Here is a 14,049-nt window from a genome sequence, read left to right as displayed (position 1 = left end):
GGGCGCGCCCGCGGGGTGGTCCCTGGGTGGGGTGTTGGTCGCGCCCCGGGCCCCCCCTCCCGGGGGCCGGGCCCCGGCGGCCGGGTGGCACGCCGGGGGGAGTGCCGGTCAGCCGTCGAGCAGCCGGGTGCCCTCGTCGGCGAGCAGCACCGGGCCGCCGGTGCGGGCCGACTCGTTGGCCGCCACGCCGGTCAGCACCGAGCGGATGCCGTCCCGGTAGCCGGCCTGGCGGGCCAGCGGGTCGTTCCCCGCGCCGCGGAAGACGTCGTCGAGGAGCAGCCGGTCGCCGCCGCCGTGGCCGCCGGCGCCCTGGACGATCGGGATCTCCTCGGGCTCCTTCCAGTGCTCGTGCAGGGTGAGCCGCTCGTAGGTGCCCTCGTCCTGGGTCTTGCCGTGCGCGGACGGGTCGACGGCCGCCTGCGGCGGGGTCCAGGCGCGCTCGCACACGTCGAGCACGATCCGCCCCCTGGTGCCGGTGAAGACCACCCGGTAGCCCTCGGACGGGGCGTGCGTGGTGAGCGAGTAGCTGAGCAGCGCCCGGTTCCCGTAGCGGACCAGGACCGACATGTTGTCCGGGATGGTGACGGGGTCGGTGAAGACGTCCTGGTCCCTGATGTAGCCGTCCTCGTGCTCGGCGTCCAGGTAGAGGCGCCTGAGGTGCGGATCGGTCGAGATGTCGATGATGAACGGGTCGGTGCCGAGCCCCGGGGCGCCCTGGCCTCGCTCGGGCCGGGGCCCGTAGAGCTCGGCGCCGGCGCCCGAGCCGCCGTAGAAGCGCAGGTCGGTCTGGGCGAAGACCAGTTCGGGGTGGGAGCCGAGCCACCAGTTCACGAGGTCGAAGTGGTGGGTCGACTTGTGGACCAGCAGGCCGCCCGAGTTCTCGGCCTGCCGGTGCCAGCGGCGGAAGTAGTCGGCGCCGTGGATGGTGTCCAGGGCCCAGTCGAAGTGGACGGCGGTGACGTCCCCGATCCGACCGTCGGCCAGCAGCTCGCGCACGGCCGAGTTGCGGGGTGCGTAGCGGTAGTTGAACGTGACCACCAACCGCCCCCGACCGCGCTCCGCGGCGGCCGCGATCTTGGCGCAGCTCTCCGCGTCGACGGTCAGGGGCTTCTCCACGATGACGTCCCGCCCGGCGTCCAGGGCCGCGCACACGTAGTGGGCGTGGGTGGAGTCCATCGTGGTGACGATGACAGCGTCGGCCAGTTCGAGCATGGCCGGGAAGCCGTCGGGCGAGAAGGTCGGCACCGGGTCCCGACCCGTCGCCGCGATGCGTTCGTTGTAGTAGTCCATCCGCGTCCGGTTGCGGTCGCAGAGCGCGGTGATCTCTCCGGTGTCGCTCCAGTCGCCCAGCAGGGCGTCGACGTACATCCGGGACCGGTGGCCAAGACCGACGATTGCGTAGCGGCGTGTCATCCGGGGTTCTCCTGTGGAGTGGTGGTGGTGCGGTGGTTCGTGGTGCCGCGTCAGCCGAGGGAGGAGTTGGCCTCGTCGATGAAGGCCTCGGCGGCCTCCTGCGGGCTCAGCCGGCCGAAGTTGACCTCCTCGCCGTAGCGCTGCAGCATGTCCGGGATCTCGCCCGCGCCGACGGGGTTGACCGACGGCGGGTCGGCCAGCTCGTCGGACAGCTCGTCGATGAAGGCGAGCGACTGCTGGTCGGTCTCCGGCAGGTCGGCCGCTATCTGCTCGCGCACCGCGCTGTTGATCGGCAGGCCACGGTCGGAGCCGAGAATGGCGGCCGCCTCCGGGTCGTTGATCAGGAAGTCCACCAGCTCGGCGGCGGCCTCCTTCTGGTCGCTGGACTCGGCGATGTTCCAGTACATGCTGGGCTGCAGGAACTGGCCACCGCTGACGGCGCCGGAGTCCTGGGGCCAGCGCAGGATCTCGATCTCCGCGCCCGAGCCGGTGGTGACGGCCTGGAGCTGGTTGCTCCACCACATGCCGAAGGCGCCCTGGCCGGTGGCGATCAGCGACTGGTCGACGCTGGTGTTGCCGATCTCGGCGCTGAGCGAGGCGTCGGGGGTGGCCCCGGACTCGACCAGCTGGTTGTTGTACTCGAACCAGTCGGCGACGGTCTCGGCCGACATGCCGATCTGGTCGTCCTCGTAGAACGACTCGCCGCGCTGGGCCGCGTAGATGTTGAGGTAGGCGTCGTTCCAGCTGAGCTGGGTGCCGTAGGTGCCGTCGCCCACGGCCTCGGTCACCTGGGCGCTGAACTCGCGGTAGTCGTCCCAGGTCCAGGTGGTGTCGTCGGGCAGTTCGAGCCCGGCCTCCTCGATCAGGGTCGTGTTGGCCATGATCACGAAGGCGTTGGCACCGGTGGGGATGGCGTAGAGGGTGTCCTCCACCTCCCCGGTGGCGAGGATCTCCGGGTCCAGGCTCTCGGTCTCCACGAGGGAGGAGAGGTCGGCGAGCGCGCCACGGGTGGCGAACTCGCCCATCCGGCGGATCTCGGTGGCGAAGACGTCGGGCGCGTCACCCGAGGCGAGCTGGGTGGTCAGCCGGTCGTAGTACGAGTCCCAGTCGGCGTACTCCTGCTCGACGGTGATGTCCGGGTGGGTCTCCTCGAAGAGGGCGACGGCCTCGGCGGTGAGCCCCTGCCGTACGTCGTTCCCCCACCAGCTGAGGCGCAGGGTCACGGGGCCGCCGTCGCCGCCGCCGCTGTCACCGCCGCCACAGGCCGCGGTGGTGAGGACCAGGGCGCCGGTCGTCAGCAGCGCCGGGGCGAGCTTCCTCGCGCTGGTCCAGTGGTGCCTTCTGTTGCTCGTCACGGAGACCTCCTTGTCTGTTACGTGTCGTGAGTGCGTGTGGGGGTGAGCGGCGGGTGTCACCGCATGCCGGTGGTGGCGATGCCACGCACCAGGTACCGCTGGCCGGCCAGGAAGAAGCCGAAGATCGGCCCGAGGGAGAGCACCGAGATGGCGAACATCGGCCCCCAGGAGGAATCCCCGCTGGAGTCCAGGAAGTTGCGCAGCGCCACCGGGACGGTCAGCTTGTCGGGGCTGGTGAGGAAGATCAGCTGGGACAGGAAGTCGTTCCAGGTCCAGATGAAGGTGAAGATCGCCGTGGTGGCCAGGGCCGGGGTGCACAGCGGCATGATGATCCGCGAGAAGATCCGCCAGTGGCCGGCGCCGTCGATCACGGCCGCCTCGTCAAGCTCCCTCGGCAGGGTGCGGATGAACTGCACCATGAGGAAGATGAAGAACGCGTCGGTGGCGAGGAACTTGGGCACGATCAGCGGGTAGAACGTGTTGATCCAGTCCATCTCCGAGAACAGGATGTACTGCGGCACCAGGGTCACGTGCAGCGGCAGCATGATCGAGCCCAGCATCAGCGCGAACCAGAAGCGCTTCAGCGGGAACTCGAGCCGGGCGAACGCGTAGGCCGCCAGCGAGCAGGCCACCAGGTTGCCGACGATCGAACCCGCCGTGATGATCGCCGAGTTCATGAAGTAGTGGCTGAACGGGTACTGCAGCGCGTCCCAGCCGTTGGTGTAGTTCTCCGTCGTGACGTCGCTGGGTATCAGCCCGGGCTCGCGGAAGATGATCTCCTGCGGCTTGAACGAGCTGGAGACCATCCACAGCAGCGGATAGAGCATCACGAGACCGAAGCCGATCAGCAGCGCGTGGGTGAGCAGCTTCTTGCCGGCGAGGGCGTGCAGCACCCGGCCGAAGACGGTGTCGTTGGTCTTGGCGCGCTGCGCTCGTTTGACGGCGGCGTTACTAGTCACTGTAGAAGACCCAATACCTCGACATCAGGAAGTTCACCCCGGTCAGCACGGCGATCACGACCACCAGGAACCAGGCCATCGCGGAGGCGTAGCCCATCTGGAAGTTCCCGAAGCCCTCCTGGTAGATGTGCATCGTCAACAGCAGCGTGGAGTCGGACGGGCCGCCCTTGCCGCCGCTGACCACGAAGGCCTGCGTGAACGACTGGAACGAGTTGATCAGCTGCAGGACCAGGTTGAAGAAGACGATCGGGGTCAGCAGCGGCAGCGTGATCGAGAAGAACTGCCGGATCTGGCCGGCCCCGTCCAGGCCCGCCGCCTCGTAGTAGCTGCGGGGTATCTGCCGCAGGCCGGCGAGGAAGATGACCATCGGGGCGCCGAACGTCCAGACGTTCAGCACGATCAGGGTGCCGAGCGCGGTGTCCGGGTGGGCCACCCAGCTCTCGCCCTCCACCCCGAACCAGCCGAGGACCTCGTTGACGAGACCCTCGGCGCCGAAGACCTGCCGCCACAGGATGGCGACGGCGACGCTGCCGCCGAGCAGCGAGGGCAGGTAGTAGATGGAGCGGTAGAACGGCAGGCCGCGGACGCCGCGGTCCAGCACCAGCGCCAGCGCGAGGGCGAAGGTCAGCTGGAGCGGCACCGAGACGAAGACGTAGACGGCCGTGTTGTTCAGGGCCTTCATGAAACGCGGATCGTCGGTGAACATCTCGACGTAGTTGTCGAAACCGACCCACTGCGAATCGCCGATGAGGCTGTAGTCCGTGAAGGACAGGTAGAGGGAGCTCAGTAGCGGACCCGCGGTGATGGCCACGAGCCCGACGAACCAGGGTGCGAGGAACAGGTAGGCGGCGATCGCCTCCTTGCGCCGCCGCTTTCGGAGCTGCGGGGCAACGGTTCCCTGAGAGGTGGACATGCGGAAGAGCGCTCCTTTCCGTGACACCACGGCGGAGTTGGGTGCGAGCGCGCGTTGTTTTTACAACCGGTTGCAGGACTCTGGCCTACCCCCGCAGAAACGTCAAGGGTTCTCGCACGTACCAATCACAACCGCTTGCAGCTAGGGTTCCGGCCATGGCTAAGTACCGTGCAGCTGGATCGGATCGGGGGGCGGTGATCGGGTGGCCGTGACCATCAGGGAGGTGGCCCAGGCCGCCGGCGTGCACGTGTCGACGGTCTCCCGCACCTTCTCGGCGCCGAACCTGGTCAACGCCGAGACCAGGGAACGGGTCATCGCGGCGGCCGCGGAGCTGGGCTACCGGCCCAACCTGGCGGCCCGCGCGCTGACGACCGGCCGCACCAACAATCTCGGGCTGATCGTCGCGGACATCGCCAACCCCTTCTTCCCGCCGCTGATCAAGGCCGCGCAGTCCTACGCGAGGGTGCGCGGCTACCAGGTGTTCGTCGCCGACACCGACGAGGACCCGCGGGTCGAGGAGGAGCTGATCGGCACCCTCGCCCGGCAGGTGGACGGGGTGCTGCTGGTCAGCCCCCGGCTGTCCAACGCGGCGATCGTCCGGCTCGGCGCCGACCTGCCGTTCGCCGTGGTGAACCGCCGGGTCAAGGGCATGCCCGCGGTGCTGATGGATGTCGGCACCGGCGCCGGCGCGGCCGTCGACCACCTGGCCGGACTCGGCCACCGGCACCTCGTGGTGCTCGGCGGGCCGCGCAACTCCTGGACCAGTGGCCAGATCCGCCGCGCGGCGGGCGCCGCGGCCGAGCGGCACGGCGTCGAGCTGTCGTACCACGGCCCGAACGCCCCCACCGAGCAGGGCGGCTACCGCGCCGCCGCGGCGGTGCTCGCGGCCGGCGCCACGGGGGTGATCGCCTACAACGACCTGGTGGCGATCGGCGCCATCGAGGGCCTGGCCACGGCGGGCGCCGAGGTGCCGCGCGACGTGAGCGTGGTGGGCGTCGACGACACGGTGGCCGGCCGGTTGAACCGGCCCAAGCTGACGACCATCGCCATGCCGACGCAGACGGCCGGCCGCGCGGCCGTCGACCTGCTCCTCCAGGCCATAGACGAGGCGGCCAGCGGCGCGGTCCAGATGATCCTGGAGACCGATCTCGTGGTCCGGGACTCGACGGGCCCCCGCGTGACCGTCGAGCGGCGGGTCTGACGTCGGGCCGCCGGCCTCCCGAGGCCGGCGGCAGGTTAGGTTCGCCTTACGTGATGCACTGCATTGGGGCAGGTCAGACCGCGGCTTGCTCGCGTCGCGGGAATTACGCAACAATGACGTTGTGAAAAACCGGAGTGAGCAGCGGGAGGCGCCCGCGGCCGCTGAGGCGGCCGGGACGCGGCAGCGCGTTGCCCGCTCCATTCTCGATCACGGACCGTCCACCGCCGCTGAGCTCTCCGTGCGCCTCGGCCTCACGCAGGCCGCCGTCCGCCGCCATCTGGACGCGCTGGTCGCCGAGGGCCTGGTGGAGCCGCGCGAGAAGCGGGTCTACGGGGCGCGCGGCCGGGGGCGGCCGGCCAAGGCGTTCGCGCTGACCGACGGCGGTCGGGACGCCTTCGACCACGCGTACGACGAGCTCGCCGTCGAGGCGCTGCACTGGATCGAGCGCGCCGCCGGCGGCGGCGAGAGCGGGGCGGCCGCCGTGCTGGCCTTCGCCAGGGAGCGCGCCGCGGCCCAGGCCGAGCAGTACCGTTCCTTCCTCGAGGCGGTCGCGCCCGAGGACCGGGCGCGCGCGCTCGCCGAGGCGTTGACCTCCTCCGGCTTCGCCGCCGCCGTCCGCGAGGTCGCGGCGCCGGCCGGCGAGCAGCTGTGCCAGCACCACTGCCCCGTGGCGCACGCCGCCCAGCGCTTCCCGCAGCTGTGCGAGGCCGAGGCCGAGGTCTTCTCCGACCTGCTCGGCAGCCATGTGCAGCGGCTCGCCACCATCGCCCACGGGGACGGGGTCTGCACGACCTTCGTGCCGAAGCCAGGGCACGTCCCGTCCAAGCCCACCACCGCAACCGAAAGCACTGCCGGGAGGAACCCAGCATGACGCTCCCCACGGAGACCGCCCACCCCGAGCTCGAGGGCCTGGGCAAGTACGAATACGGCTGGGCCGACTCCGACGTGGCCGGGGCCGCGGCCAGGCGTGGTCTGTCCGAGGCCGTCGTCCGCGACATCTCGGGCAAGAAGTCCGAGCCGGAGTGGATGCTGAAGCTGCGACTGAAGGGCCTCAAGCTCTTCGGCAAGAAGCCCATGCCGAACTGGGGCTCCGACCTCAGCGGCATCGACTTCGACAACATCAAGTACTTCGTGCGCTCCACCGAGAAGCAGGCCCAGAGCTGGGAGGACCTGCCGGAGGACATCAAGAACACCTACGACAAGCTCGGCATCCCCGAGGCCGAGAAGCAGCGCCTGGTGGCCGGCGTCGCCGCGCAGTACGAGTCGGAGGTCGTCTACCACCAGATCCGCGAGGACCTGGAGAAGCAGGGCGTCATCTTCCTCGACACCGACACGGCGCTCAGGGAGCACCCCGAGCTCTTCCAGGAGCACTTCGGCACCGTGATCCCCGCCGGCGACAACAAGTTCGCCGCGCTGAACACGGCCGTCTGGTCCGGTGGCTCCTTCATCTACGTGCCGCCTGGCGTGCACGTGGACATCCCGCTCCAGGCCTACTTCCGCATCAACACGGAGAACATGGGCCAGTTCGAGCGGACGCTGATCATCGTCGACGAGAACGCCTACGTGCACTACGTCGAGGGCTGCACCGCGCCGATCTACAACTCGGACTCGCTGCACTCGGCGGTCGTCGAGATCATCGTCAAGAAGGGCGGCCGCTGCCGCTACACGACCATCCAGAACTGGTCGAACAACGTCTACAACCTGGTGACCAAGCGCGCCGTCGCCTACGAGGGCGCCACCATGGAGTGGGTCGACGGCAACATCGGCTCCAAGGTCACCATGAAGTACCCGGCCGTCTACCTGATGGGCGAGCACGCCAAGGGCGAGACGCTGTCCGTCGCCTTCGCGGGCGAGGGCCAGCACCAGGACGCCGGAGCCAAGATGGTGCACATGGCGCCCCGCACCTCCTCCAACATCGTCTCCAAGTCGGTGGCCAGGGGCGGCGGCCGCACCTCCTACCGCGGCCTGATCGAGATCGCCGAGGGCGCGGCGGGATCCAAGTCCAACGTGCTGTGCGACGCGCTGCTCGTCGACACCATCTCGCGCTCCGACACCTACCCCTACGTCGACGTCCGCGAGGACGACGTGACGATGGGGCACGAGGCGACCGTCTCCAAGGTCAGCGACGACCAGCTCTTCTACCTGATGAGCCGCGGCCTGTCCGAGGACGAGGCGATGGCGATGATCGTGCGCGGCTTCGTCGAGCCGATCGCCAAGGAGCTGCCCATGGAGTACGCCCTGGAGCTCAACCGGCTGATCGAGCTGCAGATGGAGGGCGCGGTCGGCTGACCTGCGCCCCGCCCCCGAGACACGCAAACCCGTCCGATAACCCGTCCGATCAAGAGAGCGAGCACGACGACACCCATGGCTGAGGCCCAGAGTATTCCGGCCGGCGCCGGCGCGGGCGGAGCGGTCGCGGTGGCCGCCGAGTCCACCGTCGCCACCCGGATGAGCGCCCCGCCGTCCTTCGATGTGGCGGACTTCCCCGTCCCGCACGGCCGCGAGGAGGAGTGGCGCTTCACCCCCCTCGACCGGCTGCGGGGGCTGCACGACGGCACGGCCGTCGCCGACGGCTCGGTCAAGGTCGAGGTCGAGGCGCCGGACGGGGTGACCGTCACCCCGGTCGGCCGCGACGACCCCCGGGTCGGCAAGGCCGGCGCGCCCGTCGACCGGGTCGCGGCGCAGGCGTTCAGCTCCTTCGAGAAGGCCACCGTGATCTCGGTGCCGAAGGACGCGGTGCTGAAGGAGCCGGTCCGGCTCAGCCTGCACGGCGAGGGCGGGGTCACCTTCGGCCACACCGTCTTCGAGATCGGCGCCTTCGCGGAGGTCGTCCTCGTCCTCGACCACACCGGCGACACGGTCCGCGCGGCCAACGTCGAGTTCCTCGTGGGCGACGGCGCCAAGGTCACCGTCGTCAGCGTGCAGGACTGGGACGACACCGCCGTGCACTGCTCGCAGCACAGCGCGCTCGTCGGCCGGGACGCCACCTTCAAGTCCGTGGTCGTCACCTTCGGGGGGGACGTGGTCCGGCTGCACCCGCGGGTCGCCTACGCGGGGCCCGGCGGCGAGGCCGAGCTGTACGGGGTCTACTTCACGGACGACGGTCAGCACCAGGAGCACCGGCTGCTGGTCGACCACAACAAGCCCAACTGCCGCAGCAACGTGGCGTACAAGGGCGCCCTCCAGGGCACCGACGCGCACGCGGTCTGGGTGGGCGACGTGCTGATCCGCGCCGCGGCCACCGGCACCGACACCTACGAGCTCAACCGCAACCTGGTCCTCACCGACGGCGCCCGGGTCGACTCGGTCCCCAACCTGGAGATCGAGACCGGCGAGATCGTCGGCGCAGGCCACGCCTCGGCGACCGGCCGGTTCGAGGACGAGCAGCTGTTCTACCTGATGGCCCGCGGCATCCCCGCCGAGGAGGCCCGCCGCCTCGTGGTGCGCGGCTTCTTCGCCGAGCTGGTCCAGCAGATCGGCGTCCCGGACGTCGAGGAGCGGCTGATCGCCAAGCTGGAGGCCGAGCTGGAGGCGTCGATCGCATGACCACCGGCGGCTTTGTGAGGGTCTGCGCGCTGGGCGACCTCGAGGAGGACGTGCCCAAGCGCGTGGAGCTCGACGACACCCCGGTCTGCGTCGTCCGCACGTCGGGCGAGGTGTTCGCGGTCAACGACATCTGCTCGCACGCGAACGTCTCGCTCTCCGAGGGCGAGGTGGAGGACTGCCAGGTCGAGTGCTGGCTGCACGGCTCCAGCTTCGACCTGCGCACCGGCAAGCCCAGCGGGCTGCCCGCCACCCGTCCCATCCCCGTCTACCCCGTCAAGATCGAAGGAGAGGGGCCCGGCGCCGCCGTGCTCGTCTCCCTCACCCAGGAGTCCTGAGGCATCCCCATGGCAACGCTTGAGATCCACGACCTGCACGTCTCCGTCGAGACCGAGACCGGCTCCACCGAGATCCTGCGCGGTGTCGACCTGACCGTGAAGCAGGGCGAGACCCACGCCATCATGGGCCCCAACGGCTCCGGCAAGTCGACCCTGGCCTACTCGCTGGCCGGCCACCCCAAGTACACCGTCACCGGCGGCACCGTCACGCTGGACGGCGAGGACGTTCTCGAGATGTCCGTCGACGAGCGGGCCCGCGCCGGCGTCTTCCTCGCCATGCAGTACCCGGTCGAGGTGCCCGGCGTCTCGGTCTCCAACTTCCTGCGCACCTCGGCCACCGCCATCCGCGGCGAGGCCCCCAAGCTGCGCACCTGGGTGAAGGAGGTCAAGGAGGCCATGGAGCGCCTCGAGATGGACCCGGCCTTTGCCGAGCGCAACGTCAACGAGGGCTTCTCCGGCGGCGAGAAGAAGCGCCACGAGATCCTGCAGTTGGAGCTGCTGAAGCCGAAGATCGCCATCCTCGACGAGACCGACTCGGGCCTCGACATCGACGCGCTGCGGATCGTCTCCGAGGGCGTCAACCGGCTGCGTGAGGGCGGCGAGGTCGGCACCCTGCTGATCACCCACTACACGCGGATCCTGCGCTACATCAAGCCGGACCACGTGCACGTCTTCGCGGGCGGCCGGATCGTCGAGTCCGCCGGTCCCGAGCTGGCCGACAAGCTCGAGGCCGAGGGCTACGAGCAGTACACCAAGGGGGCTGTTTCGTGAGCGACGCACGCGCGGCTGCCGGGCTGCGGATTCCGACTCAAGCCGCGCTGTGCCGCGCGGGCGGAGAAGCGAACAAGGGAGGCGCAGCATGAGTCCCACGCTGCCGGGTCTCCTCGACACCGAGGCGATCCGCAAGGACTTCCCGATCCTGCACCGCACCGTGCACGACGGGAAGCCCCTGGTCTACCTGGACAACGCGGCCAGCTCCCAGAAGCCGCGCCAGGTGCTCGACGCGATCTCCGAGTACTACGAGCGCCACCACGCCAACGTGCACCGTGGCGTGCACGTGCTGGCCGAGGAGGCCACCGCGCTGTACGAGGACGCCCGCACCAAGGTCGCCTCGTTCGTCAACGCGCCGAGCAGGGACGAGGTGATCTTCACCAAGAACGCCTCGGAGGCGCTCAACCTGGTCGCCAACATGCTGGGCTGGGCCGACGAGCCCTACCGGGTGGACGACCGCACCGAGATCGTCATCACGGAGATGGAGCACCACTCCAACATCGTGCCGTGGCAGTTCCTGGCGCAGCGCACGGGCGCGAAGCTGAAGTGGTTCGGCCTCACCGACGACGGCCGGCTCGACCTGTCGAACATCGACGAGGTCATCACCGAGCGCACCAAGGTCGTCTCCTTCGTGCTGGTCTCCAACGTGCTGGGCACGGTCAACCCGGTCGAGGCCATCGTCAGGCGCGCCCAGCAGGTCGGCGCCCTGGTGGTGATCGACGCCTCGCAGGCCGCCCCGCACATGCCGCTCGACGTCCAGGCCCTGGGCGCCGACTTCGTGGCCTTCACCGGCCACAAGATGTGCGGGCCGACCGGCATCGGCGTGCTGTGGGGCCGCCAGGAGCTCCTGGAGGACCTGCCGCCGTTCCTCGGCGGCGGGGAGATGATCGAGACGGTCACCATGAACTCGTCGACGTACGCGCCGGCGCCGCACAAGTTCGAGGCCGGCACGCCGCCGATCGCCGAGGCCGTGGGCCTGGGGGCGGCCGTCGACTACCTGACCGGCATCGGCATGGAGCGGATCGCGGCCCACGAGCACGCCATCACGCGCTACGCGCTCGAGCGCCTCGCCGAGGTGCCCGACCTGCGGATCATCGGCCCGGTCAGCGAGGAGGACCGGGGCGCCACGGTGTCCTTCACCCTCGCCGACATTCACCCGCACGACGTGGGGCAGGTGCTCGACGAGCAGGGCATCGCCGTCCGGGTCGGCCACCACTGCGCGCGGCCGGTCTGCCTGCGGTACGGAATTCCGGCGACCACACGGGCGTCGTTCTATCTGTACTCCACGCCGGCCGAGGTCGACGCCCTGGTCCAGGGCCTCACCTACGTGCGTGGCTTCTTCGGATGAGGGTGGTGACCCATGCAGCTGGGAGCGCTTGAGTCGATGTACCAGGACGTGATCCTGGACCACTACAAGAACCCGCACGGGCGTGGGCTGCGCGACGGCGACGCCGAGGTCCACCACGTGAACCCGACCTGCGGCGACGAGATCACGCTGCGGGTGCGGTACGAGGGCGAGACCATCGCCGACGTCTCGTACGAGGGCCAGGGCTGTTCGATCAGCCAGGCGAGCGCGTCCGTGCTCAACGAACTGCTGGTCGGCAAGGACCTGGCGGAGGCGCTGGCCGTCCAGGACACGTTCCTGCGCCTGATGCAGTCCAAGGGGCAGATCACCCCGGACGACGCGATGGAGGAGGTGCTGGAGGACGCGGTCGCGTTCGCCGGCGTCTCCAAGTACCCGGCGCGGGTGAAGTGCGCGCTGCTGAGCTGGATGGCCTGGAAGGACGCCACCGCCCAGGCCCTGGGCGACGGCCTGGTGAAGGAGAGGACCACGTCATGAGCGACACCGAGACCGTCACGGCCAAGCCGGCGGGCGAGGAGGAGATCCGGGAGGCGATGATGGACGTCGTCGACCCGGAGCTGGGGATCGACGTGGTCAACCTCGGCCTGATCTACGGCATCCACGTGGACGAGGACAACGTCGCCACCGTCGACATGACCCTCACCTCGGCGGCCTGCCCGCTGACGGACGTCATCGAGGACCAGGCGAGGACGGCGACCGAGGGCCTGGTGAGCGAGCTGAAGATCAACTGGGTCTGGATGCCGCCGTGGGGTCCGGACAAGATCACCGACGACGGCCGTGAGCAGCTGCGGGCGCTCGGCTTCAACGTCTGAGGCCCGACCTCGGCCCTCCGGTGCCTCCCACCGCCCCCGACCGGGGCGCGGTGGGAGGCACCGGCGCGTTCAGGCGTGGTCGACCAGCTGGGCGTGCCCCTTGGCGCGGGCGCAGTGGCCGCAGCAGTAGAAGTGGCCGTCCTCCGTCTCCAGGCCGTGCCCCATGATCCGGGTCCGGCAGTTCTCGCAGATCGGGGCCATCCGCTGGACGGCGCACTCGAAACTGTCGAAGACGTGGACCTCACCCGCCGCCCGCACCTCGAAGGCCATCCGGTAGTCGTTGCCGCAGACCTCGCACTCGGCCATCTGCTCCTCACTCCCTGTGATCCTGTGATGGTATTGCCGCTGTTCGCCGCAAGGATGACCGGAAGGTCGGAAGGGTTCGGGTCGGCGCGCGGGCCCGTCACTCCACCGGCTTCCGCCCGCCCGCGATGTGTACTGCGGTACGCATCGATGTGTACCCTTGTACGCATGGTCTATCTGACGCTTGCCGCGGCCATCGCCTCGGAGATCGTGGCCACCACCCTGATGAAGTACAGCGACGGCTTCAGCCGGCTCTGGCCGAGCGTCGGCACCGTCGCCGGCTATCTCCTCGCCTTCGCGCTGCTCGCCCAGGTGCTCAGGTCCATGGAGGTCGGCTCCGCCTACGCCATCTGGTCCGGCGTCGGCACCGCCGTCGTCGCCCTCGTCGGCATGCTCTTCCTCGGCGAGGCGGCCTCACTGGCCAAGGTGCTCGGCGTGGCCCTGGTGGTCGCGGGCGTCGTCACGCTCAACGTCGGCGGAGCCCACTGATGGCCCGCCGCTACGACCCGGACCGGCGCCAGCGCATCGTCGACGCCGCCGTCCGGGTCGTCACCGAGCACGGCATCGCCGGGCTCACCCACCGCGCCGTCGCCGCCGCGGCCGACGTGCCGCTCGGCTCCACCACCTACCACTTCGCCGGCCGCGACGAGCTGCTCGCCGCGGCCCTGGAGCGGATGAACGACGCCTGGCTCGCCGACCTCGCCGAGCGCCTCGCCCACCACTCGGAAGTGCCGACGGCCGAGCGGCTGGCCCGCTACGTCGCCCACAGCCTCGGCCCGGGCCGCGCCGAGACCGAGCTCTGCTACGAGCTCTACTTCGCAGGGCTGCGCCACCCGAGCCTCCGCCCGCTCTCCTCCCGCGTCCTGGAGGGCGTCGCGGAGCTGCTGCGCCCGCTCGTGCCCGACCCGGTCGCCGCCCGGCTGTTGACCGCGGCGTTCGACGGGCTCCTCATCCAGCTGCTGCTGAGCGGCGACGCGTACGACGAGCGGGCGGCCGTCGCCCTGTTCGAGCGGGTGCTCGCGGGGCCCCTGCCCGCCACCCGGACCGGTTCGTCCCCGGCCGGGGACACCCGTTAGCG

At 70.0% G+C, this 14,049-nt stretch carries 16 protein-coding genes; 11 read left to right on the top strand and 5 right to left on the bottom strand.

Annotated elements, in window-relative coordinates; all coding sequences use genetic code 11:
- Window positions 1-108 precede the first annotated feature (108 nt).
- From ACFWI8_RS26980 to ACFWI8_RS26965, 4 genes are read right to left on the bottom strand one after another with little or no spacing between them, the layout of a single operon-like run.
- Window positions 109-1,413 (bottom strand): Gfo/Idh/MocA family protein, encoded by a 1,305-nt coding sequence (locus ACFWI8_RS26980; RefSeq protein WP_387096513.1) that lies wholly within the window; start codon window positions 1,411-1,413, stop codon window positions 109-111.
- A gap of 50 nt (window positions 1,414-1,463) precedes the next feature.
- Window positions 1,464-2,768 carry an extracellular solute-binding protein gene (locus tag ACFWI8_RS26975; RefSeq protein ID WP_311598220.1) on the bottom strand — a complete coding sequence of 435 codons (1,305 nt, stop codon included), beginning with the start codon at window positions 2,766-2,768 and terminating at the stop codon, window positions 1,464-1,466.
- 56 nt (window positions 2,769-2,824) lie between these two features.
- Entirely contained in the window at window positions 2,825-3,727 is a 903-nt protein-coding gene (locus tag ACFWI8_RS26970) for a carbohydrate ABC transporter permease (RefSeq protein ID WP_311598222.1), read from the bottom strand.
- Window positions 3,720-4,640: a carbohydrate ABC transporter permease gene (locus ACFWI8_RS26965; RefSeq protein WP_387096509.1), complete on the bottom strand. Its 921-nt coding sequence runs from the start codon at window positions 4,638-4,640 to the stop codon at window positions 3,720-3,722. Before ACFWI8_RS26965 ends, ACFWI8_RS26970 begins: the two co-directional genes overlap by 8 nt.
- A 208-nt stretch (window positions 4,641-4,848) precedes the next feature.
- Here ACFWI8_RS26965 and ACFWI8_RS26960 point away from each other — a divergent pair, with 208 nt between their 5' ends.
- From ACFWI8_RS26960 to ACFWI8_RS26920, 9 genes are all read left to right on the top strand, one after another.
- Window positions 4,849-5,841, top strand: coding sequence for a LacI family DNA-binding transcriptional regulator (locus tag ACFWI8_RS26960; protein ID WP_387096506.1), 993 nt, complete (start codon window positions 4,849-4,851; stop codon window positions 5,839-5,841).
- A gap of 121 nt (window positions 5,842-5,962) precedes the next feature.
- Window positions 5,963-6,712 (top strand): helix-turn-helix transcriptional regulator, encoded by a 750-nt coding sequence (locus ACFWI8_RS26955; protein WP_387096502.1) that lies wholly within the window; start codon window positions 5,963-5,965, stop codon window positions 6,710-6,712.
- Window positions 6,709-8,130: a Fe-S cluster assembly protein SufB gene (gene sufB / locus ACFWI8_RS26950; RefSeq protein WP_387096499.1), complete on the top strand. Its 1,422-nt coding sequence runs from the start codon at window positions 6,709-6,711 to the stop codon at window positions 8,128-8,130. Before ACFWI8_RS26955 ends, sufB begins: the two co-directional genes overlap by 4 nt.
- Before the next feature lie 75 nt (window positions 8,131-8,205).
- Window positions 8,206-9,387, top strand: coding sequence for a Fe-S cluster assembly protein SufD (gene sufD / locus ACFWI8_RS26945; RefSeq protein WP_387096496.1), 1,182 nt, complete (start codon window positions 8,206-8,208; stop codon window positions 9,385-9,387).
- Window positions 9,384-9,722 carry a non-heme iron oxygenase ferredoxin subunit gene (locus tag ACFWI8_RS26940; protein WP_387096494.1) on the top strand — a complete coding sequence of 113 codons (339 nt, stop codon included), beginning with the start codon at window positions 9,384-9,386 and terminating at the stop codon, window positions 9,720-9,722. The genes sufD and ACFWI8_RS26940 overlap by 4 nt, the downstream gene beginning before the upstream one ends.
- A 9-nt stretch (window positions 9,723-9,731) precedes the next feature.
- Window positions 9,732-10,493 (top strand): Fe-S cluster assembly ATPase SufC, encoded by a 762-nt coding sequence (gene sufC, locus ACFWI8_RS26935; RefSeq protein ID WP_311598235.1) that lies wholly within the window; start codon window positions 9,732-9,734, stop codon window positions 10,491-10,493.
- Between the two features lie 88 nt (window positions 10,494-10,581).
- Window positions 10,582-11,841: a cysteine desulfurase gene (locus ACFWI8_RS26930; RefSeq protein ID WP_387096490.1), complete on the top strand. Its 1,260-nt coding sequence runs from the start codon at window positions 10,582-10,584 to the stop codon at window positions 11,839-11,841.
- A gap of 12 nt (window positions 11,842-11,853) precedes the next feature.
- Entirely contained in the window at window positions 11,854-12,333 is a 480-nt protein-coding gene (gene sufU / locus ACFWI8_RS26925) for a Fe-S cluster assembly sulfur transfer protein SufU (RefSeq protein ID WP_311598239.1), read from the top strand.
- Window positions 12,330-12,668: a metal-sulfur cluster assembly factor gene (locus ACFWI8_RS26920; RefSeq protein WP_311598241.1), complete on the top strand. Its 339-nt coding sequence runs from the start codon at window positions 12,330-12,332 to the stop codon at window positions 12,666-12,668. The genes sufU and ACFWI8_RS26920 overlap by 4 nt, the downstream gene beginning before the upstream one ends.
- 69 nt (window positions 12,669-12,737) lie before the next feature.
- Here ACFWI8_RS26920 and ACFWI8_RS26915 read toward each other — a convergent pair whose 3' ends face one another.
- Entirely contained in the window at window positions 12,738-12,974 is a 237-nt protein-coding gene (locus tag ACFWI8_RS26915) for a hypothetical protein (RefSeq protein WP_387096486.1), read from the bottom strand.
- A 165-nt stretch (window positions 12,975-13,139) separates the two neighbouring features.
- On the opposite strand from ACFWI8_RS26915, the gene ACFWI8_RS26910 reads away from it, so the two are divergent.
- Both ACFWI8_RS26910 and ACFWI8_RS26905 read left to right on the top strand, forming a co-directional pair.
- Window positions 13,140-13,460 (top strand): DMT family transporter, encoded by a 321-nt coding sequence (locus ACFWI8_RS26910; RefSeq protein WP_387096483.1) that lies wholly within the window; start codon window positions 13,140-13,142, stop codon window positions 13,458-13,460.
- Window positions 13,460-14,047, top strand: a complete 588-nt coding sequence (locus ACFWI8_RS26905; RefSeq protein WP_387096480.1) for a TetR/AcrR family transcriptional regulator — start codon at window positions 13,460-13,462, stop codon at window positions 14,045-14,047. The genes ACFWI8_RS26910 and ACFWI8_RS26905 overlap by 1 nt, the downstream gene beginning before the upstream one ends.
- The last annotated feature ends 2 nt before the right edge of the window (window positions 14,048-14,049 follow it).

The organism is Streptomyces sp. NPDC127098, assembly GCF_042722465.1.
GTDB classification, from domain to species: Bacteria; Actinomycetota; Actinomycetes; order Streptomycetales; family Streptomycetaceae; genus Streptomyces; species Streptomyces millisiae.
Note: the sequence above shows the minus strand (reverse complement) of the source record. Positions and strands in the feature narration are given on the sequence as shown.

What these genes read in the sequence shown, in the direction of transcription:
- ACFWI8_RS26980 (WP_387096513.1), bottom strand. Translation starts at nt 1,413, where the DNA reads ATGACACGCCGCTACGCAATCGTCGGTCTTGGCCACCGGTCCCGGATG.
- ACFWI8_RS26965 (WP_387096509.1), bottom strand. Translation starts at nt 4,640, where the DNA reads ATGTCCACCTCTCAGGGAACCGTTGCCCCGCAGCTCCGAAAGCGGCGG.
- sufB (WP_387096499.1), top strand. Translation starts at nt 6,709, where the DNA reads ATGACGCTCCCCACGGAGACCGCCCACCCCGAGCTCGAGGGCCTGGGC.
- sufD (WP_387096496.1), top strand. Translation starts at nt 8,206, where the DNA reads ATGGCTGAGGCCCAGAGTATTCCGGCCGGCGCCGGCGCGGGCGGAGCG.
- ACFWI8_RS26940 (WP_387096494.1), top strand. Translation starts at nt 9,384, where the DNA reads ATGACCACCGGCGGCTTTGTGAGGGTCTGCGCGCTGGGCGACCTCGAG.
- sufC (WP_311598235.1), top strand. Translation starts at nt 9,732, where the DNA reads ATGGCAACGCTTGAGATCCACGACCTGCACGTCTCCGTCGAGACCGAG.
- ACFWI8_RS26930 (WP_387096490.1), top strand. Translation starts at nt 10,582, where the DNA reads ATGAGTCCCACGCTGCCGGGTCTCCTCGACACCGAGGCGATCCGCAAG.
- sufU (WP_311598239.1), top strand. Translation starts at nt 11,854, where the DNA reads ATGCAGCTGGGAGCGCTTGAGTCGATGTACCAGGACGTGATCCTGGAC.
- ACFWI8_RS26920 (WP_311598241.1), top strand. Translation starts at nt 12,330, where the DNA reads ATGAGCGACACCGAGACCGTCACGGCCAAGCCGGCGGGCGAGGAGGAG.
- ACFWI8_RS26915 (WP_387096486.1), bottom strand. Translation starts at nt 12,974, where the DNA reads ATGGCCGAGTGCGAGGTCTGCGGCAACGACTACCGGATGGCCTTCGAG.
- ACFWI8_RS26910 (WP_387096483.1), top strand. Translation starts at nt 13,140, where the DNA reads ATGGTCTATCTGACGCTTGCCGCGGCCATCGCCTCGGAGATCGTGGCC.
- ACFWI8_RS26905 (WP_387096480.1), top strand. Translation starts at nt 13,460, where the DNA reads ATGGCCCGCCGCTACGACCCGGACCGGCGCCAGCGCATCGTCGACGCC.